The organism is Streptomyces sp. NBC_00466 (assembly GCF_041433995.1).
Classification (GTDB): Bacteria; Actinomycetota; Actinomycetes; order Streptomycetales; family Streptomycetaceae; genus Streptomyces.
Genome location: NZ_CP107897.1, coordinates 96,884 through 116,631, shown reverse-complemented (window position 1 = coordinate 116,631; position 19,748 = coordinate 96,884). Strand labels below are relative to the sequence as shown.

At 65.7% G+C, this 19,748-nt stretch carries 16 protein-coding genes; 10 read left to right on the top strand and 6 right to left on the bottom strand.

Annotated elements, in window-relative coordinates; all coding sequences use genetic code 11:
- Positions 1–25: 25 nt before the first annotated feature.
- A complete protein-coding gene (locus OG210_RS33125; protein ID WP_328335914.1) occupies positions 26–1,378 on the top strand; it encodes a hypothetical protein in 1,353 nt (450 codons plus the stop codon).
- A gap of 10 nt (positions 1,379–1,388) precedes the next feature.
- On the opposite strand, the gene OG210_RS33120 is transcribed toward OG210_RS33125, so the two are convergent.
- From OG210_RS33120 to dnaE, 4 genes are all read right to left on the bottom strand, one after another.
- A complete protein-coding gene (locus OG210_RS33120) occupies positions 1,389–1,790 on the bottom strand; it encodes a hypothetical protein (protein WP_328336015.1) in 402 nt (133 codons plus the stop codon).
- Positions 1,791–2,071: 281 nt separating this feature from the next.
- Positions 2,072–3,276, bottom strand: a protein-coding gene (locus OG210_RS33115; RefSeq protein ID WP_328330467.1) for an IS3 family transposase whose coding sequence is annotated in 2 segments (ribosomal slippage) — positions 2,072–2,985 and positions 2,985–3,276 — 1,206 coding nt in all. Because the reading frame shifts where the segments join, the coding sequence is not laid out codon by codon here.
- A gap of 460 nt (positions 3,277–3,736) precedes the next feature.
- Entirely contained in the window at positions 3,737–4,069 is a 333-nt protein-coding gene (locus tag OG210_RS33110) for a hypothetical protein (RefSeq protein ID WP_328335915.1), read from the bottom strand.
- A gap of 85 nt (positions 4,070–4,154) precedes the next feature.
- Positions 4,155–7,745: a DNA polymerase III subunit alpha gene (gene dnaE / locus OG210_RS33105; protein WP_331719905.1), complete on the bottom strand. Its 3,591-nt coding sequence runs from the start codon at positions 7,743–7,745 to the stop codon at positions 4,155–4,157.
- A 422-nt stretch (positions 7,746–8,167) separates the two neighbouring features.
- On the opposite strand from dnaE, the gene OG210_RS33100 reads away from it, so the two are divergent.
- The 5 genes from OG210_RS33100 (at position 8,168) to OG210_RS33080 (ending at position 11,081) form a co-directional block, all read left to right on the top strand.
- Positions 8,168–8,572, top strand: a complete 405-nt coding sequence (locus tag OG210_RS33100) for a hypothetical protein (protein ID WP_331719782.1) — start codon at positions 8,168–8,170, stop codon at positions 8,570–8,572.
- Between the two features lie 203 nt (positions 8,573–8,775).
- The gene (locus OG210_RS33095) at positions 8,776–9,315 is read left to right on the top strand and encodes a hypothetical protein (RefSeq protein ID WP_328335839.1); all 540 of its coding nucleotides are present in this window, start codon (positions 8,776–8,778) and stop codon (positions 9,313–9,315) included.
- An 87-nt stretch (positions 9,316–9,402) separates the two neighbouring features.
- Entirely contained in the window at positions 9,403–10,092 is a 690-nt protein-coding gene (locus OG210_RS33090) for an HNH endonuclease family protein (RefSeq protein ID WP_328335918.1), read from the top strand.
- The gene (locus OG210_RS33085) at positions 10,092–10,370 is read left to right on the top strand and encodes a hypothetical protein (protein ID WP_328335919.1); all 279 of its coding nucleotides are present in this window, start codon (positions 10,092–10,094) and stop codon (positions 10,368–10,370) included. Before OG210_RS33090 ends, OG210_RS33085 begins: the two co-directional genes overlap by 1 nt.
- Positions 10,371–10,703: 333 nt before the next feature.
- Entirely contained in the window at positions 10,704–11,081 is a 378-nt protein-coding gene (locus OG210_RS33080) for a hypothetical protein (RefSeq protein WP_328335920.1), read from the top strand.
- Between the two features lie 713 nt (positions 11,082–11,794).
- On the opposite strand, the gene OG210_RS33075 is transcribed toward OG210_RS33080, so the two are convergent.
- Positions 11,795–12,961, bottom strand: coding sequence for an amidohydrolase family protein (locus OG210_RS33075; RefSeq protein ID WP_328335921.1), 1,167 nt, complete (start codon positions 12,959–12,961; stop codon positions 11,795–11,797).
- Positions 12,962–13,456: 495 nt separating this feature from the next.
- Between OG210_RS33075 and OG210_RS33070 the strand changes: the two genes are divergently transcribed.
- The 4 genes from OG210_RS33070 to OG210_RS33055 all read left to right on the top strand — a co-directional run bounded on the left by OG210_RS33070 (position 13,457) and on the right by OG210_RS33055 (position 19,137).
- Positions 13,457–13,780, top strand: a complete 324-nt coding sequence (locus tag OG210_RS33070) for a hypothetical protein (protein WP_328335922.1) — start codon at positions 13,457–13,459, stop codon at positions 13,778–13,780.
- A 124-nt stretch (positions 13,781–13,904) separates the two neighbouring features.
- The gene (locus OG210_RS33065) at positions 13,905–14,969 is read left to right on the top strand and encodes a DUF6545 domain-containing protein (RefSeq protein WP_328335923.1); all 1,065 of its coding nucleotides are present in this window, start codon (positions 13,905–13,907) and stop codon (positions 14,967–14,969) included.
- A gap of 2,509 nt (positions 14,970–17,478) precedes the next feature.
- A complete protein-coding gene (locus OG210_RS33060) occupies positions 17,479–18,150 on the top strand; it encodes a helix-turn-helix transcriptional regulator (RefSeq protein WP_328335924.1) in 672 nt (223 codons plus the stop codon).
- A gap of 55 nt (positions 18,151–18,205) precedes the next feature.
- A protein-coding gene (locus OG210_RS33055; protein ID WP_331741065.1) for an IS5 family transposase occupies positions 18,206–19,137 on the top strand; the annotation gives its coding sequence in 2 pieces (ribosomal slippage) (positions 18,206–18,553 and positions 18,556–19,137; 930 coding nt in all).
- Between the two features lie 223 nt (positions 19,138–19,360).
- Here the strand turns inward: OG210_RS33055 and OG210_RS33050 are convergent.
- On the bottom strand, positions 19,361–19,741 hold the full coding sequence (locus tag OG210_RS33050; protein ID WP_328335925.1) for a DUF6009 family protein: 381 nt from the start codon (positions 19,739–19,741) through the stop codon (positions 19,361–19,363).
- Positions 19,742–19,748 lie beyond the last annotated feature (7 nt).

The window sequence follows — 19,748 nt, the reverse complement described above, 5'->3', positions numbered from 1 at the left end:
CTGCCGGACCTGCTACGAACGGGCGATGCGAGTCCGCGGCCTCTGCCCCTGTTGCGACACCGATCGGCTGCTGCCGGGGCGAGACACCGGTGGCACACCGATCTGCCGGGACTGCGCGGGCATCGCCCGAGACTTCTTCTGTGATCGCTGCGGCTTCGAGGGACTCCTGCTCGGCGGACGTCTCTGCGAACGCTGCACCCTCGCCGACACGCTCGTCCGCCTCCTCGACGACGGCACTGGTCGTGTCGCCCCGGAGTTCCTGCCTCTGGTCAAGATCCTGCTGGATATGGGCAGGCCCAAGAGCCGACTGATCTGGCTTCGCAACCCCAACGTCGTCCGTCTCCTCCAGGGCCTGGCCACCGGCAGCATCCCGCTCACCCACGAGGGGCTGCACCAGGAAACCCCTTGGCGGACTGTCACTCACCTGCGTGACCTGCTGATGGACAGCGGCGTCCTCCCACGAGTTGACCGGCAGCTCATCCTCTACCAGCGGTGGCTGACCGAACGGCTCGCTGTCATCGAGGAGCCCGAACACCGTCAGCTTCTCCGGCACTTCGCCACATGGCACCAGATGAGGCGCCTGCGGGCCAAGGCGGAGAAGGGACCGCTGGGACGCTCCCAGACCAACCACACCAAGCAGGAGGTCACCCAGGCCGGTGCCTTCCTCGCATGGCTCGCCGACCGAGGACGCGCCATCGGACAGTGCCAGCAAGCCGACATCGATGCCTGGCACACCGAGAGCCTGGCCACCCGCCGTCCGTCCCAGTCATTCCTGCGGTGGTGCATGAAGACCGGCCGGATGCCCCGCCTCGCGCTGCCGCCCGCCGTCATCACCCAGGACCCGGAACCGCTGCACCAGCACCGCCGGCTCGCGATGCTCCGCCGGGTCCTCAACGACGACTCCTTGCCCCTGCGGGCCAGGGTCGCCGCCGCCCTCGTTCTCCTCTATGCGCAACCCGTCAGCCGCATCGTTCGCCTCACCATCGACGATGTCACCGACGACGAGACGACCGTCACCGTCCAGTTGGGCGACCCGCCATCCCCGCTGCCCGAACCCGTCGCCGTTCTAATGCGGGCCTACATCCAGTCCCGTCAGCACCTGCCCTACGCCAGCAGCAGGAGCTCGCAGTGGCTCTTCCCTGGCCGTCAGCCCGGACAGCCGATGAATCCGGTCAGCCTCCAGGTTCATCTGCGTGAGATCGGCGTCCCGCCGCAGCGCGGCAGGACCTCCGCCATTCGGCAGCTCGTCCTCCAGGCCCCGGCTCCCGTCATCGCGAAGGCGCTCGGTTACCACTACCACGACAAGACAGCCACTCGCTTGGTCACCGAAGCCGGAGGAACATGGAGCCGATACGCCCCCGGCGACCACCAGCGATGAAGCGCGGTACTTACGCTGGGTCCGCTGAGCCGCGTTTGTCCTCAATATGGACGACGTGAAGCTCGGTGCCGTCCCGGTGGCGCTTGGAACGTCCGAACAGCCCGACAGCGATCTGCGACTGATCCTGAGGCTCATCGGGGCCGACATAGGTAAGGACGTCGTTGTGATGCCCGGTGACGACCCATCCCTCGACGTCCTTGAGGTCGATCACCCCAAAGTCTCCTGCCGAAGATCCGGCATGCGCCGGGCCGAACTTCTTCAGGAGGTCCGTTGCCTGTTCAGCAAGCTCCCCTTCCGGAGCGGTCAGCACGACACAAGTGCCATGCTCGAACAGCACCCACGACTTGCGAGGGTCGGCGAGAAGCCGCTGCCAGACGTCTATCACTATCTCGGTGTTCACGCCGGTCATCATGCCGCAGGGCACCGACACAGGGTGACGATCGGCCTACGGCTACGGCGAATACGCGACTCTTGAACATGCGGGCCTACCAGTCCCAAAGCCGGACTACTGGTGTTCGGAGTGGGCAAGTCAGCGGTGTCGTCAATCACCCTCCGCATGAAAGCGAGTCCCGGTCATGGGTAATCACGAACCGTTGGAGGACAAGGCGCAGAAGTCGGCTGATCGTGCCGAGTCCGCGGAGGACGAGGCGCCTCAGCAGGTATCGGGCCTTGACCCCGAATCCTGAACACGGGTTATGCGGCTTGTGCCAGCGTAGTTGGTGTGCGGTGGAAGGCGTTCTCGAAGTCGATTGGTGATCGTTGTCCGAGGCGGGAGTGTCGGCGTCGGGTGTTGTAGCGGTGGAGCCATCGGAAGGCGTCGAGGCGGGCCTCGCGCTCGGTCGGCCAGCTCTTTCGTCCCTGTAGGGTCTCGCGTTTGAAGGTCGCGTTGAAGGACTCGGCGAGTGCGTTGTCCGCGCTGGACCCGACCGAGCTCATGCTTCGCCGAACCCCTGCTGACCTGCATGCTTCGGCGAATGCCCTGCTCGTGTACTGGGCTCCGTGGTCGGTGTGCATGATCGATCCGGCGAGGCTGCCGCGGGTGCGGATCGCCGCGGCCAGGGCGTCGGTCACGAGGTCCGCGCGCATGTGGCCGGCGATCGCCCAGCCGGCCAGACGGCGCGAGGCGAGGTCGATGACGGTCGCCAGATAGCAGAACTTCCCGCCCTCGATAGGCAGGTAAGTGATGTCGCCGACGTACTTCGTGTTCGGCTTGTCCGCGGTGAAGTCGCGGCGGATCAGGTCCGGCGCCTTGGTCGCAGCCGGATCGGGGACGGTGGTGCGGTGCCGTCGGCGCAACCGGACCCCTTCGATTCCCGACTCCCGCATGATCCTGGCGACCCGCTTGTGGTTGACCGCCGCACCGTTCTCCTCGCGCAGCTCGGCGGTGATCCTCGGGGCTCCGTAGGTGCCGTCCGATTCCTGGTGCACCGCCCGTATCCGGGCGGCCAGGCGGGCGTCGGCCACCTGCCGGGCGGCCCGGTCCGTGGCTGTCCGGCGCCAGTAGTAGAAGCTCGAGCGGCTGACGCCAAGGATGCTGCAGAGCCGCTTCACGCCGTAACGGCGCTGGAGGTCAGCGACACACTGGAAGCGGTTCACCAGCGCGTCTCCCCGGCGAAATACTTCGCCGCTTTGCGCAGGATCTCGCGTTCCTCCTCCAGCTCGCGGACCTTCTTCCGCAGGGCGGCGTTCTCCGCCTCCAACGGGGCCGGCGGCTGAGAGGGTTCCTGCGTCCGACGTCCTCGGGGACGGCTCACCCCGGCTGCCCGAACCCAGTTCCGCAGCGTCTCCGGGTTGATCCCCAGATCGGCTGCGACCGACCTGATCGTCGCTTCCGGCCGCGACTCGTACAGCGCGACCGCGTCCACCTTGAACTGCGGCGGATAGTTCTTCATCACCACGAGATGTCCGTTCTCAGATCCTCAGGATCCAGTGTCTCGTGTGTCCAACATCAGGGGTCAAGGCCCATCCGAGGAGGCGGGGGGGGCATCCCTGACGGAGGCAAGCAGGGCTCGGCCGACAATGAGCTCGACTGACAGACGCGCACCCCACTGTGCGCTGCAGGGCGTGCACCAGCCCCTCGGGTCGGTGCACGCCCTTGTTTCCGTAATCCGCCCGACCAGCTCGGCGATTGGGGCCAATCCCCGGCTGCCATGGACGAAGCGATGTGTCCTTGCCGGTGTCGTACGCGTGGTGCGTGGTGATGCTTCTGGCCGGTCCTGGGTGAAGAGCTGCGGGGGGTCTGCTTCACGCGGCCGGGCGTTCACGGCCCGCCCACATCGAAGCGTGCGGCGGGCCTGTGGGCAAGGCGCCACAGCTGGCAGTGACTTTCGAGTGAGGGAGTCGCCCGGGCTTACCGCTCTATGCGCTCTTCGGCTTTCGGCCAGCTGCCTTCTTCCCGGTGGTCTTCTTGGCTGCGGTCTTCTCCGCGGCGGACGTCTTCTTCGTGCCCGTGGTCTTCTTCGCCGCGTGGTCGGGCAGATCGTGGACGGTCGCGTGTCCACCGTCCGAGCGGCCCGCGGCGCTGGCCTCGACGCTCGCGTTGAGAGCAGCCATGAGATCTACGACCCGGCCCTTGGTCTCCTCGCCCTCTCCACTGTCCAGGGGCTTCGGCTCGCGGTGAGCTGCCTTCGCGGCGAGGAGTTCTTCGGGACCGGCGCAGCCGGCCTGCTGACTCTCTGGGCCGAACACCACCTATGGAGCTGACACGGCGGCGAACGCAACTGAGCGGTGCGCGCGGCGGGCACCATCGTGTGGCCGCCGCGCTGAGGTCAGCTGCTCAGGCGACGCCGAGCCAGGCGGTGGGGCCGAAGGTGCCCTTGATGTCGGAGGCGACAGAGGTCGGGTCGACTTCAAATCCCAGCTCGTAGACGACAGTTTTCAGCGGGGTGCGGATCTGCAGGCGTACGGGGCTTTCGCCCTTGTGCGCGGACAGGATGCTTTTGAGTTTCCTGACGGTGGGCTCGTTGACCTTGTGAGAGGGGAACGACAGTTGGACGGGGGGCCGGCCGCCGTGTTCGGCGGAGGACACGTCCAGGACCTGGAGTTCCTGGCCGAAGATGCTGACGGCACCGTCCCGGTCGTTGAGTCGGCCCTCTACGGAGACGACGCTGTCCTCGATCAGCGCGTGCTGAACGAGCTCGTAGGACGCGGGGAAGTACAGGACTTCCATTTCGCCGTCGCGGTCGGCGAGGTTGACGATCGCCCAGGCTTTGCTCTGTTTGGTCATGCGGCGGTCGACACCGGTGATCAGGCCGGACAGGCGCACGTTTCCTTCGGTGCGCCCGGATCCCAGGAGTTCGCTGATCGTGGTGTCGCGGTGGCGGGAGAGGATGTGCTCGGTTCCGTCCAGGGGGTGTGCGGATACGTACAGCCCCAGCATCTCGCGTTCGCTGGCGAGGAGCTGTTTGCGGGGCCATTCGCCTTCGTCGATGGGGAAGTCCAGCCCGAACCCGGGCTCCTCACTGTCGCTCCCGCCGAAGTCGGCAAAGAGGTCATCCTGGCCGAAGGCGGCCGCCTTCTTCACCGGGATGACAGAGTCGATGGCAGGTTCGTGGATCGCGCACAGACCCTTGCGGGAGTGGTCGAGCGAGTCGAATGAGCCTGCCTTGATCAGGGACTCAACGGCGCGCTTGTTCAAGGCCGGCAGGTCCGCCTTGTCGAGGAAGTCCGAGAAGGAAACGTACTTGCCTTTGGCCTTGCGGCTGGCGACGAGGGACTCAATGACGTTGTCGCCGACGTTGCGGACCGAGCGCAGGCCGAAGCGGACGTCGTCGCCGATGGCGGTGAAGTTCGCGACGGACTCGTTGATGTCCGGCTGGAGTACCTGGACGCCGAGCTTGCGGGCGTCGGCCAGGTAGATCGCGGCCTTGTCCTTGTCGTCGCCGACGGAGGTCAGGAGGGCGGCCATGTACTCGGCTGGGTAGTTGGCCTTGAGATAGGCAGTCCAGTAGGAGACGAGCCCGTATCCGGCGGTGTGGGACTTGTTGAACGCGTAACCCGAGAAGGGCAGCATGACGTCCCACAGTGCCTTGATGGACTCTTCGGAGTATTGGTTTCCCTGCATGCCGGCATGGAATTTGTCCCATTCGGCGGCCAGCACCTCGGGCTTCTTCTTGCCCATCGCCCGGCGCAGCAGGTCGGCGCCGCCCAGGGTGTATCCGGCGAGTTCCCGGGCGATGGCCATGATCTGCTCTTGGTAGACGAGCAGGTGGAAGGTGTTGCCGAGGATCGGTTCGAGGGCGTCCTTGAGTTCGGGGTGGATCGGGGCGATTTCCTGGCGGCCGGTTTTGCGGTGCGCGTAGTTGGTGTGGGCGTTGGCTGCCATGGGGCCGGGGCGGTAGAGGGCGAGGGCGGCTGCGATGTCTTCGAAGCGGGAGGGTTCCATGAGCTTGAGGAGGGTGCGCATGCCGCCGCCGTCGAGCTGGAAGACGCCGAAGGTGTCGCCGCGGGCCAGGAGATCGAAGGTGGTTTTGTCGTCCAGGGGGATGGCCTGGGAGCCGTCGAGGGGAACGGTGTCGGTTGTCAGGTTGATGCCGCGGTTCTCGCGGATGTTCTGGATCGCGTGGTCGATGACGCCCAGGTTCCTCAGGCCCAGGAAGTCCATCTTGACCAGCCCCATGTCCTCACAGGAGGGGTAGTCGAAGCCGGTGATCTTCACGCCGTCCTTGGCGCGCATGTGGAGCGGGATCCGGTCGGTGAGCCGCGTCTTGGAAAGGATGACCGCGGCCGCATGGACGCCGGTGCCCCGGATCAGCCCTTCGACGCCTTTGGCGCCGTCGACGACCTTCTTGACGTCCGGCTCGTTGTCGTAGAGGGCGCGGATTTCGCCGGCCTCGCCGTGGCGCGGGTGCGAGGAGTCGAAGATCCCGGAGATCGGGATCGACTTGCCCATCACGTCCGGCGGCAGCGCCTTGGTGATCCGCTCGCCGTGCGAGAAGGGGTAGCCGAGGATCCGCGAGGTGTCCTTGATCGCGTTCTTGGCCTTCAGCTTGCCGAAGGTGTTCACCATCGCCGTGAACTCGTCCCCGTACTTCTCGACGACGTAGCGCACCATCGCGTCGCGCTGGCGGTCGTCGAAGTCGAGGTCGACGTCGGGCGGGTTGATGCGCTCGGGGTTCAGGAACCGCTCGAAAAGCAGGCCATGCTCCAGGGGGCACAGCTCGGTGATGCGGGTGGCGTAGGCGACGATCGAGCCGGTCGCCGATCCACGGCCGGGACCGACGGGGATCTTGTTGTCGCGGGCGTGCTGGACGATGTCCGCGACGACGAGGAAGTACGAGGAGAAGCCCATCGGGCCGATGACCGTCATCTCGGTCTCGAACCGTTCCATGACCTGGTCAGGGATCGGGGAGCCGTAGCGCATCTCCAAGCCCTTGAGGACGTCCTTGCGCAGCCATGACTCCTGTGTCTCGCCCTCGGGGACGTCCGGGAACTGCGGCATCTCGTCTTCGGGGGCGAAGACCTCTTCGTAGGACTCGATGCGCTCCGCGATCAGAAGGGTGTTGTCGCACGCTTCGGGCAGCTCGGAGAACAGGCTGCGCATCTCGGCCGCGGTCTTGAGGTAGTAGCCGGAGCCGTTGAACCGGAACCGGTTCGGGTCGTCCTTGTTCTTGCCGACCCCGATGCACAGGAGGTTGTCGTGCGCGTCGGCGTGCTCCTCCAGCACGTAGTGGGCGTCGTTGGTGGCCAGCAGCGGGATGTCCAGTTCCCTGGCCAGGCGCAGCAGATCCTCGCGGACGTTGCGCTCCAGGTCCAGGCCGTGGTCCATCAGCTCCAGGAAGTAGTTCTCCTTGCCGAGGATGTCCTGGTACTCGGAGGCGACTTTGCAGGCCTCGTCGTACTGGTTCAGGCGCAGCCGGGTCTGGATCGCACCCGAGGGGCAGCCGGTCGTCGCGATGATCCCCTCGGCGTGCTCGGAGATCAGCTCCATGTCCATCCGCGGCTTCCCGGACGGGAACTGGCCCGTGTAGGAGGCCTCGGTCGACATGTAGAACAGGTTCCGCAGCCCCTGGACGTTCTGCGCCCACATCGTCATGTGGGTGAAGCGGCCGCCACCCGAGACGTCCTTTGACCCTTCACCGTCGTCCGACATGGCCCGCACACCACCGGGCCCCCAAAACTCCTGCTTACGCGAGCGCCGGGAGGAGGGGGCCACGTACGCCTCAATCCCGATGATCGGCTTCACACCCGGATGCTTCTTCGCCACCTGCTGGAACTCGTAGGCCCCGAACATGTTGCCGTGATCGCTCATCGCGATCGCCGGCATGCTCTGACGCGCGACCTCCTCGAACATCGGACCCAGCCGCTGGGCCCCGTCGAGCATCGAATATTCCGTGTGATTGTGCAGGTGAACAAAGCTGTCAGCCACCGGGCAGGCACCTCCGGGCAGGTCGAGGGAAGCCCCCACCCTAGTCCCCCAACCCCATCCGAAACGCCGGTCTCCTCCCGCCCCTCCACGGACAGAAACACCCCCGAATCCGTGACCACGGACTATCACGGAAAGTCTCCGACCAGTCCCTGACAGCACCCGCCCACGCGCCCCGCCCCACCGACCACAGCCGCGTTCACGGGGAGCGAGCGGAACCATGAAATCCCGGCCCGCCGAGGTCAGTCGGCGCGCGCCGTCGCCTCTCGCCAACCCCTCTTGGCTGTCCTACTCTGCAGCTCATGACCGAAGCCGGAGCCCGCAACCGGGCCGCCGCGTTCCCTGCAGCATGCTTGGCCGCTCCCGCGGTCCCCCCGGCGCGCACACCCAGCCGGCGGCCCGTTCATCCCGGTGCGGAGCATCGAGTGCAGGACATCATCAGCCGTTACCAGGACGGCGAATCTGCCAGAGCGCTGGCCGACGCCCACGGGATGAGTGAGCGCACCGTGTTCCGGATCCTGTGCCGGCACCACATCCCCCGAAGGGGCAGCCACAAAGAACTCCCGCTCAGCAATCAGGAGATCGCCCGGCGCTACCTTGAGGAACGCCAGGAGATCCAGCAGATCGCCCAGGAACTCGGAGTCAGCCGGCACACCATCGCAGCCCGCCTGACCGAAGCCGGTGTGAACCGGACCGTCGGACAGCGCCCCCTCGACCTTCCCGATGAGCTCATCACCGAACGCCGCCGCGCCGGGGAATCCGCACAAAAGATCGCCGCAGACCTGGGTGTCTCACACACCACCGTCCTCAAACACTCAAAAGCCCTCTGAGGGAGGCGCACCGAGCCCGCCACCGCCGCTCACTCTCACCGCGACGGGACGGGGGCTGCGGTACCGAGCCCCCGTCCGCCGACGGGCGCTCAGCACCCGCGGGTGGAGAACTATTTGACGAGTGGGGACCCCATTGGACCAGCCGGTCCCTACGATGGGCTCACTGGCTGTACCGGCCTGGCTACTGCCTCGGGGAGGCTGCTGTGACGACTACACCGCTGCACACCGGTGAGAGCCCGGCCCCGCCGTCGTATCCGCCGAAGACCCCGCCGCCGCCGAAGAAGCCCGTGGAGCCGCCTCGCCCGCAGCGTGAACCGGTGCGCTCCTACGGGCCGCTCGGCGCGGGGACGGCGGTTGCGGGGCGTGGCCGTTCGGTGGTGACGATGGCGAACCGGCGAGGTGCGAACTGGGCCTTGGAAGCCCAGCCGTGGGCGCCTGCGAAAGCCTGTCGCCTGGTGGCCGGGCAGCTGGGGGAGTGGGGCTACCGGCCTGACCGGGCAGCCCTGGACCGGGTGGTGACCGCTCTGATGACCGCCGCGGTCGACGAGGGGCCCAGGATCAGTGTCCACCTCGCCGACCAGGACGAGCACGCCCTGGTCATGGTCCTCTCACACCAGCAGCATCAGGCCCCGACCGACGACACGCTGCTCCACGAGCTGGCGGTGCTGGGCGTGGTGTCGTGCGGGGTTGATACGGATCAGGAGCACGGCGGCCGCCGCCGTTGGGCACTCCTCGCCATGTGACGGGCCTTCAGTCAGCGGCGTACTGGGCGCGCCCTCGCACGGGTGACGATGTCCTCTGCGCGGGCGGAGTACCGCTATCTGTGACGCATGATCACTTCCCGTGGATGGCTGCGCACCGCTGTGGCCACCGCTACCGCCCTCGGCGGCCTGTCCGCCGCCCTCCTGCCCGCGTCGGCTTCCGCACCGGCCAGTGCGTCCCGGGCTGCGCCGGCGTCGTACCGGGCGCTGCCCGAGCCTCCGTCTGTCGACGTCGCTCGCAGCGAGCTCGGCGAGCTGAACGTCGAAGCGCCGCACGCGATGACGGGGTACAGCCGGGCCAAGTTCCCGCACTGGATCACGCAGCACGGTCAGTGCGACACTCGCGAGGTCGTCCTCCAGCGCGACGGGCAGGGCGTCATCCAGGACGACAAGTGCCGGGCCGTGGAGGGCACCTGGTACAGCGAGTACGACGGCAAGACCTTCACCTCGGCCAGTCAGCTCGACATTGACCACGTTGTCCCGTTGGCCGCCGCATGGCGGGCCGGCGCCGACAACTGGGACACCAACAGGCGCAAGGCGCTGGCCAACGACCTGGTCCACAGCCAGCTCATCGCGGTCTCCGCCGCGTCCAACCGGTCCAAGGGCGACCAGACCCCGGACATGTGGAAGCCCCCGCTGAAGTCGTACTGGTGCACCTACTCCCGGGCCTGGGTAGACGTGAAGCACGTCTACGAGCTGAACGTCACCGAGCCGGAGAAGGCGGCACTGGGGCAGATGCTCGACACCTGCGAGAGCTGATGCCGAACCCCGAATCCGCCGTGCTCCAGGGCCAAGTCACCGCAGGGCCCGGCGGTGCGATGACGGATGAGGTGGGCGTCATCACCGGCGACCTCACCGTCCACACCGCCCGGCTCGCCGGTGGCCTCGCCAGTGTCACGGTCCAGTACACCGGCGCCGAAGAGTGGTACACCCTCACCGGCAGTCCCGCTACGGTCCCCGACAAAGGCCTGGACAGCTTCCATGCAGCCGTGCTGGCTGCCGTCGCACTGGGCAGCGGGGCCACAGTCCCGCAATGATCCAGTCGGCCTCGCGGTGTCCCTCTGCAAGGAGGGGCACTGCTCCGTGCGGAGACCAAGTCCGTACGGCTGGCGGTCGAGTTGCTGCTGGCATAGTCCTGATTCACCATCGCACTGGGGCAAGCACGACGCCCCGCGTTGACGGGACGGCATCATGGCGGCATGTCTCCCACCGATCCTCCCGCCGAGTCGGCGACCGAACCGCTTCCCGTGCCACGGACCCTCCTGGCGACGGCGTGGCGTTGCGCCGGCGCCCTTCTCTTCGCCTTGGTTTCGTTGGGTGCCGCAGCCTGGCTGGACGCGCGGTTTCACATCGACGGGGCGACTGCGTCATTGCCGACGTCCGTCGTGAGCCTGGTCATCGGCGGCCTGACGGTCGGATGGCTGCGAGTGAGCCAGACATGGATCCTCTCCATGGTCCTGAGCGCCGACGTCGCGGGCCTCACGGCGGCCGCCCTGCTCAGCAGAGGCGTATTGGACGACGGTCGGCTGAACCGCGCGGAGCTGACCGCCGGCTCCGTGTCCGAGGTGCTGTTCGGTCTGACAGCGCTGGGGGTGGTGGTCCTGGTGGTGTCCGTCGTATGGGCCGCGGTGCACGGGCACCGGCACCCGGTCGTGCACACCGCCGCGAAAGACGCATCGGCCACCGCTCCCAGCGAAGCCGGGCCCGATGGGTCCAGCCCTCCGCCGGAGTCTCCGCCAGCCCGGTGACGTCATCGCAAAACCTCCGCGTCGGAGCGACCGTCGAGGCCGTCCTCTACGCCCTGCATCGGGCGTTCCGCACGCCGCCGCCCGGGAGTACGACGGCGGCCGGCGCACCTACCTCCAGCTCGACACCGGCTGCACCGGCACCGACACGGACTGATCCCGCATCATTTCCGATCCGAAATTCAGAACGTGCCCAGCAGGGGCGGTGTGGAGAGGCATCGGGGACTGGAGACCCCATGGTCGGTCCAATGGATCAGGGTCGAGTCGATATTCCGTATTCGGCGCTCCGACGTCCGCAGAGGCCATGGCTGCCCGGTGTGCCGCCCAGCGTCCAAGCGAACCTCTGGCGAGCGATATTCACAAGAGATCTGCGGCCCGAGCGGGGGGCTGTCAAACGAGCGGCTCTGGCACGTAGTCGGTGGTGACGTTGGGTAGCCGTCTTCGGAAACCGTCGACAAACGCTGTTCTTGGAGATCAACGAAGCCAGGGCGACTTCGATGTTGATGCCGAGAGCGGCTCCGTGGTCGATGTCCTTGGTGCGGTAGGAGGAGTCGGCCCATGCTTTGCTCACGCGGAGGGGCGGAGGGCTGGTGGCGGCGACGTGATGCATCGGCTGTGTGCCACCGAGGTTGTCGGAGAATCCACCCGCAGTGAAGCAGGCGTCCAGGAGCAGGGCGACGGCGGCCACGCCCATATGACGCTTGCGGTCGCCTTCGTTATCGGTACACCGCCTCACCCGTCCGGAAAACCGCCCTGACCTTCTGTATCGCCGCAATGTCGTGCACGGGGTTTCCGCTGACCGCCAGTACGTCTGCGTCGTATCCCGCTGCGAGCCGCCCCTTCCTGTGCCCCAGGCCGCAGGCGTCGGCCGCGAGGGAGGTAACGGAGGCCAGGGCAGCAGCATTCGGAGCGACCTGCGAGGCGAAGTAGGTCACGTCACTGGGGAGGATGTCATGTGGCTTGTGGGGGTTAATCCCCGCATCCGTGCAGCAGACCACGCGCACGCCGCGCGCATACATGGCTGCCTGGTTTTGCCAGTAGGGCTCGACGGTGGCCAGTACCTCAGCGGGCATGCCTGCGCGCGGCCGCACCACGGTGCAGCCGACAAAGATGCCGGCAGCGGCGATGGCGTCCACGATCTGCTCGTCGGGCCGGATCCCGTCGCGAGTGATGAAAGTGCAGTGCTCCACGCCGTCCACACCGGCGGCGACAGCCGCGGCGATTCCGCCGGCTCCGTGGGCGTGCGCCGTGATGGGCAAGCCCAGTTCGTGTGCGGTCCGTACAGCTGTCCGTAGCTCGGCCGGGGTGTACTGAGCGGCTCCGGGGTCAGAGCCAGCGGTCGACATGCCGCCCGTCGCCATGATCTTGATCAGGTCAACTCCGTGGCGAGCCCGGTCAGCCACGGCTTCGGCAAGCTCCTCTGACCCGTCCGCCTCGCCGCCGAGGTAGAAGCAGTGGCCTCCAGTGCGGGTTATGGGCGGGCCTGACACAACGATGTGCGGAAGTTCCTGGCGCTCCTGCCGGAGCTGTAGAGCCAGGTACCCACGGTCGCCGAGATCGCGCACCGTGGTGATACCTGCTCGGAGGGCCTGTTGGGCGTGTGTCCGCATGCGGGCCAGGACCGTCGCGTCGTTGTCGCCCAGCATCTGTGTCTCGGTGTGGCCCTGCGGATCGAAGGCGAGGTGCGTGTGGGCGTCAACCAGGCCGGGCAGCAGCGTGGCATCACCCAGATCGGTCAGGGAGACACCGTCAGGGGGCAGGGCGCCCGTCCGATCGACATCGGTAATCTTCCCGTCGTCGACCAGGACCATGACCGGCCCCTCCCACAGAGTGCTGCCGTCGAACATGCGGTTGGCGCGGATGGCTGATCGGAGATCATTCATGCGCAGCCACGGTAGATGGTCAAGCTGGTGACCGCGAACGCCTCTTCGTGGCATAGGACCAACGAACCGGGCTAGCACATGCATACGATGGGTAAGTTCCTTCACACGGCACCAGGGGTGGAGCAGTCAGGCCGGGAGGGCGCTGCCAGGGGAGCGGGGTACGCATTGAAGAAGCGGTGGGCAAGTGAGCGTACAGAGGTGAAGGCCTCTGCGGGTTATCGCTTGGATCCAAGGCTTCATGGGACTGAAGAACCATCAGCGCAACGCATTGCGCGGGGCGTACAGATCGGAGCCAAGATGCGACGATGTCCGAAGCGGCTAACGGAGTGGCACATGACACGCGCCTCCATGCGTAGCATTGCGAGAAGTCTTATATCGCAATTACCAGAGATACCACAGCCGTGGCGCATCGAGACTCTATGTGAGTCGCTTGAGCGGACCCGCGGTCGCCAACTGCGCCTGCACCCAATCAGTCAGCCATCCTTCCCTTCAGGCGTGTGGCATGACGACGGAACGGTTGACCACATTTTCTACCGCGCATCGGCAAAAGGCTATTATCGCGATCACATCATTCTTCACGAGATCTGCCACATGCTCGAATTTGAAAATAGAGAACTCCTCGACGTCGGTATGCATAAGATCGAAGAGCGGCTCGCTGGAGCCCCGGCGTACAGCAATGAAACAGAAGAACTAGCGGAGATTTTCTCATCCATGGTGCTGGCATGCGTCGAACATAAACGGCGCCACACCAAGAGAACCGCCGCTGAACGCCGTGTGCGTGACCTCTTTGGTGTGTCTGGAGGGGCGGCCCATGCATAACGTCCCCCATTGGGTCGAGACGCTACGAGCTGTCACCCTGATCACTGTATGGGCAGTTCTGCTCTTGCGTTTTCCTGCTATACGACACAGGAAGCAGCGCCCGTTATGGGTGGTACTTGCGGTCATGGCATTCGGAACGGTATCGATACAGGAGCCGATCGCGAACTGGATCGATACCACGACCGAAGTGGCCAAGGCGAGTGAGTTAGCGGTCTCACTGCTGGCGACCTGCGACTTCGCATGTGTGTGGTGGCTCGCTGTGTCGTTGCAAAAATCCGAGGGCCGCCCCGCCCCTCTCATACGCAGGGCACCTGTTGCCTGCGCAGCCATCATGGCCGTCCTCTCTGTGACCTTTTTCGCCCTCACCCCGGTCGCTGATCGTTTTGGAATCCAAGCCAACGGCTGGTGGATACCATACGCAGTCTCCTGGCTCACTTTCGGTACGATCACCGCAGCCGGCGCCGGTATCGTGTTTTGGCGACAGAGCACTGCCGTGAGCAGCCCTATCCTGCGAGCCAGCCTCATTGCCATTGCCCTGGGCACTAGTGCGGAAATACCTTACCAAGCGTTCCGCGGTATCGAATATTTTGATTCACCGACACCAGCGCTGCGCCTGATTTGTTTCTGGCTCTCCGACTCTCGGTTCATTCTCGTCGCCTTGGGTTGTTCGCTCGCAGCACTCGAGCCGCTGATGAGGTCTGCCATTTCCTGGTATTGCAGGCAGCTTCTCTATCGGCCTTGGGCCCTTCTGCGGCAGGCAACTCCTGAACTCATGATCACTCCGGACCGGTCACGGATCGAGGACATGCTCAACCTCCGCAACTCGTGGGAACAACTGCATCAACGAGTGGTCGATATTCGAGACAGCACAACCTATCTGTTTGCCAGTTGGGCGTCACCTGAATTGCTCGATCAGGCGTCTGGGCATGCTGTTAAGGACGGCCGCGCTGACCGGGGGCGCACGGTTGCCACTGCATGTTGGTTGGAAGTCACCCGTCGACGGGCGCTAGCCCGTTCTCCCAAGCTGCACCGTGAAATAGAGGGGCTCCCCTTGGTCGACGTGCACGTTGACGACGCCCTCACGCTCCGGGAGGTCCGTCAACTGCATCGGCTGTATAGATCCCTTAAATCTCATACTGTCCGCGAATTCGCCGACAGTATGCAGTCGACTTCGGAAATGCCAAATTGAACTGCTCGTCTCATTTCACCACCAAGACCGCTTCGTGTGTGGTGAGCGGGCGATGCCCCTCGGCCGATGCCGAGCGGCTTGCGCAGGTAGGCCTCCGGAGCAGGTCGGTAGCCCGGCGATGAGATTCCTGGTCGAGGATCGGTGCCTGGGCCTCCGCAGTCCGGACCGCGGGACGAGCTGTGACGGTACGGTCGGAGCTGGTGGGTACGACGGCGCGTACGACATCGGGCCGTGTCCATCTCGCGGGTCATCTCGCCCTCCTATCTGCGGGCCAGGGACATGTGAGACGTGTGACGAGACAGCCGCAGCGAGCGCTCGACCAGTTCGCGGCCGTACATCGACTCTGCGACGTGACATCCGAATGCGTTGACAGCGGAGGTGACTAGGGCGGTCTCGCCCTGCATGTACTCGGCTCGTGCAGTCTCGCGCATGACCTCTAGTTCCTCCCCGGTAAGGTTCTGTGGTCCTCCGAGATTAGGGAGTGCCGCCACCTTCTGTTGAGGGTCGGGTTTCGGTGCGAGGGCGTGGGCGACCATACGGCGAACGGCCATGCTCCGGGGGGCCCGCCATTCGCAGTCGTAGCGTTCGGCGCGTGCGCGTTCCTGCCGGATGCGAGTACGCCGGGCTGTCTCTTCCGCGTCACGCCAACGCGCAACGGCTGTAGAGCGCTTAGCCGGTGTGTCGAGGGTCCCCGAGGCATGGGACAGCAGGATGGCCAGGAACCCTGTGGCTCGCCGTACACGCGTAGTTCCGCCGCGAAGGTGCAGCCAAGCGCGCACTTCCTCGATGGTCCACCCGGCGTCGGCGACTTCGCGGGCCACCCAGGCGACGCGGGGGATCGAACTGCTGCGGAGCCAGTCGACCTGTTGGGTCAGCTCACGTGCCAACTGGTACCGGCGTGCCACAGTGTTGAGCTGGCGCAGACCTTTCGGCTTGCTCGGGGTGACAGACCGGCCAGTCGCACGGTCGAGCTTTGTCTCAGGGGGGGAAGGAGTAACACCCGCAGTAGAAGAACGATTTGAACTTCCCTCCATTGGGGTGCAACGAGTCTTTCGGGAGGGGTGCTCGGCCGACGAGTTGACGGAGCGACGGCGGGGAGAGCGCCGCATGATGTCGCGGGCCATCTTGGCGAGCCGTTTCATCAGCCTTCGCCCCTCATCGGCGATGCCTCGCAGGGACCGGATGTACCGGTCGCAGGGTCGCGTGACGAGATGGAGGTCGACGTCGAAGGATGCCGGGATGGTCCAGACGAACTCACTGGCGCGGCTGCCTTCCCCGGCTAATCGTGTGCCCTTGACGCGATAGGCGAGTAGCCCGGTCTCCCGTAGAATTCCCAGGTGGTACTGGACGGTCCGTTTGGACACCTTGAGTACGCGGACAAGGTAGTCAACTCCAGGACGGCAGGGCGAAAGGCGAGCAAGCTCACGCGCGACGCGCAGCGTGGTCTCCCCGATCAGTCGGGGCCCGTGCCCACGTGCAGGCTGGTACGAGCCGCGATGGTAGGCCCAGCAGACTGCTTGCATCCACGAGTAGCCATCAGGAGCGATGCGGCTGGGGGTTGTAGCAATCCATTGGTGAGCGGCAGGCACGGGCTGCGAGGGATCGACCGCAAGAGCGCGCAGGGCCTTGGTGGGTGGCAAGAGAATCCGTTTCCGGGTAGCACGAAGTGGACTCGCGGCACAGAGGACTGCTACAGGCCTGGGAGTCAGGCGGCCAAGACGGCTTGGGCGGGGGCGTTCAGATGTGGATGGACAGTGCTGGGCCGGCCGCAGTGCGGGCGAGGGAGTGGGCAACTTCCCAGGGCCGGTGCACTTGATGGGGCGCGGCTCGGCCCTCCGTTCTTGCTGGGTACGGCGGAGTCTCCCGATAGGGCTTCACATAGGGGATGCGAGCCGGCCAAGCTTGTCGACGGTCACGTGGGACAGTGCGGGGTTCGACCGATCCCCTGGCCTTCTCGGTAACCAGGTCCGCTGGTCGGTTGACGTGCGCCCAGCCGATGGGCATGCGCAGCCGGACCGTGAGCAGGGATACTTCGGCAAGAAGCGTGATCGTCACGAGAAGCTCGGCTCGGGCGTAATCGGCCACGTACACACGGCTGATCGCTGCCGGTCGCACCTGGACCGTCCCGGTGTTCTTGTCATTCGTCATGTGGCAGCGGCCCTTGTTGAGGTGATGTCAACTGCAGTGACGCTCGCATCGTCAGGAGGTGCAGCGGGGCCCTCTTATGGGCATACAGCCTTATGGGCATACAGCGGTCTGTGCGGCCGGCCCGGCTCAGGCCTGCACCGTTCCCATGGCGGGTTGCCGCCTTCGACGGGCGGGCCGGACATGGGATCCTCGACCCACAGGGGGTGCCATGGAGCAACGGTATGAGCCCATGTCACTTGTGGGTGGTCCAGGCAGTCGCTTCGCACCATGAGGGTCACTTGGGGAAAGTTATATCCTCTCGAAGACCCGATCAAGTGCTTCATATATATTGGCTGAACTCGATCGAGCGCAGGAGTAGACCATGCCCGCACGCGTCTTCGACGGTCGCCGGTTTCGTGCAGTGCGCCGGGCGGCCGACCTCACGCAGGCGGCGATCGCCCAGGAGGTGGGCGTCCTGGAACCTGCGGTTACACGTTGGGAGAGCGGCGACACCACTCCGCCCCCCGAGAGGTTGCCCCGGCTCGCTCAGATTGTGGGTCAGCCCCTTGACGGCTTGTTTCCCCGGGTGGGTCTGCCGGACCTCGTGGATTTACGCACTGACGCCGGGTACAGCCAGAAAGACACGAGCGCGATCACCAAGACCCTCAGCCCCAGTCCCGTTCGCAAGGCCGAAGGTGGCAAGCGCCGGCTGTCGAAGTCGTTGGTTCCGCTGCTGGCTGAGGCGTACGGAACGAGCACAGCAGAGCTGCTGGCCGCTCAGGAACGGAGCTTCGGAATCCTGGTTCCGCAACCCCCGCGGTTGGACGACAACGTCGGTGAGCAATCCCAGATGCAGATCGATGTGTTGAGCGGCCTCGAAAACGCGGGGATACGGAAGGTGGCACTGCGCGCCGCCGGCCTCTCAACGGTGAGCTTGGAGACCGTGCTCAGCGTCTTGGACGAGGTCCGTCAGGAACAGGGGCTCCCGCCCATCGTTGGGCAGGATGAGCTTGGGCGGGACACAGGTCGAGCCGACAGGAATCCAATGTCCTAGGCACTGTTTCTCGGATCTCCTGACGTGGGTGGGGTGTTGGGGCGAGGGTGGCTGTATGGGTCGTGGGGATCTGACGAATGCGGAGTGGGATCGGCTGGAGTCGTTCTTACCTCCTGGTGGTGCGCGTGGTGGTCGGTGGAGCGACCACCGTCGGGTGATCAACGGGGTTCTCTACCGGGTGCGGACCGGTGTGCAGTGGCGGGATCTGCCGGAGCGGTTCGGGCCGTGGGAGACGGTCTATAAACGACATCGCCGCTGGTCAGCGGATGGGACATGGGCGATGCTGCTGTCCCGCATCCAGTCGGCCGAGGACGCGGTGGGCGGGATCGACTGGGATGTGTCGGTGGACTCGACAGTTGTGCGGGCCCACCAGCACGCCGCCGGCGCGAGGAAGGCGCCGGCGGTCGCGGTCCCTCAAAGGGGGATCGCTGGGGGGACGAACCAGGTCGATCCGGTGTTGAGGAAACTGGCAGTCCGGCTGGAGGAAGTGGTCAGATCGGCGAGTGTCTGGGACGTTCCCGCGGCGGATTCACCACCAAAATCCACCTTGCCGCCGATGGGCGATGCCGGCCACTCGCCCTCGTCCTGACACCCGGACATTACGGTGACGGCCCCCAGTTCGAGCGAGTACTGGAGCAGGTCTCCGTGCCCCGAACCGGAGTCGGCCGGCCCCGGACCCGGCCCGACCATGTCCTCGCGGACAAGGCCTACACCTCTCGGAAAACCCGGCGTTACCTGCGACGACGCGGAATCCGGCACACCATCCCCGAACGCCTCGACCAGCAGAGACACCGCAAGAATCGCGGTTCCCGAGGCGGCCGTCCCACCGGTTTCGACAGCGAGCGATACAAGAAACGCAACACCGTCGAACGCACAATCAACCGCCTGAAAGGCTTCCGCGCCGTCGCCACCCGCTACGAGAAACGCGCCTACATCTACCTCGGCACCGTCACACTCGCAGCCCTCGTCATCTGGCTCCGAACATGATCCGAGAAACAGTGCCTAGGTCTATTGATCACGAGGGTTGTTGATCGTCAGGGAACAGTTGAGTGCCGTCGAAATGCCATGCGGTTCCGTCGCTGCGCTCAAGGCGGGGGCCTGTCCAGTTGACGTTGAATGGGACATGCTCCGGGCCGTGAGAGCTGAGATGCGCCACAACCTCGCTGTGTCACCCGAAAGCTGAAATCAAGGCGTGCTCCCGCAGCTGCTCTCAGCTGGTGGTTGCTATCGCTGCGGGGCCGCGCTGGGAGCGTGGGGTTTTGTCGCCGACTCGGCGGGGCTCGATTGTGGCGGGGTCGACGGCTTCTCCGGGGGCGCCTTCGTGGTAGGGGCCGTCGGGATTGGTGTCGCGGTCGTGCGGGAGGAGGAAGAAGACCCTACGGAGGTGGAGGCCGCTGTCGGGGTCGGACTCGGCGTGCGTGTCGAGTTCGGTGTAGCCGATCATGCGGCCGTCGCGTTCGTAGCGGGGCTTGCCGCGGCGGCGGGGCGTTTTGTCGAGGGCCTGGCGTACGTAGTCGAGGTCGTCGGGGTCCTCCAGCCACACCACAGCGTTCTCGTGGCGGAGGTCGCTCTCGTTCAGCAGCGAGCTCATGGCTGCA